We start from the raw sequence: 439 nt of genomic DNA, 5'->3' as shown, positions 1-439 counted from the left end.
TGCTACATGGAAGGCATCCCAACCATGCAACAGCGGTTTTTCTTTATCGTTTTTTCCTCTGGCTGATAGGCGTTCCCATTTTCTTTGATTTTTTGAGAATCCGAATGAGCCAGCGAAATTCTTCGTCTGACAGATTTTTATAGTTGATACCAAGCTGCTTGCAGTAAAGTACAACGAGCTTTTCATCCCGGCTGCCCTTGAAATTTTCGACCGCTTCCAGATTTTCTTTCAGTTCATCAGCAACGGTGGTCTGGGGTGCACTCTCACTGTCCTTTTTGTGGGCTTCTCGAATATCCCGGATAATGAGGTTGAGGTCATCCCGTACCATCTGACTGAAATATTCATCATCGCTGATATGGGCGGCTTGCAACACTTTCAAATGGGGGTCATCTTCGCCAGGGCGATACCGTTCAATGATTTCATGCCGGACGGTATCGAC

General features: G+C 46.2%; 1 pseudogene. It reads right to left on the bottom strand.

The annotated features are described in order from the left end of the window. Positions 1-43: 43 nt before the first annotated feature. A pseudogene (locus DW826_RS15465) lies at positions 44-439 on the bottom strand (transcriptional regulator); the annotation flags it as partial.

Source organism: Clostridium sp. AM34-11AC, assembly GCF_003435375.1.
In the GTDB taxonomy this organism is placed as follows: Bacteria; Bacillota; Clostridia; order Lachnospirales; family Lachnospiraceae; genus Pilosibacter; species Pilosibacter fragilis.
Note: the sequence above shows the minus strand (reverse complement) of the source record. Positions and strands in the feature narration are given on the sequence as shown.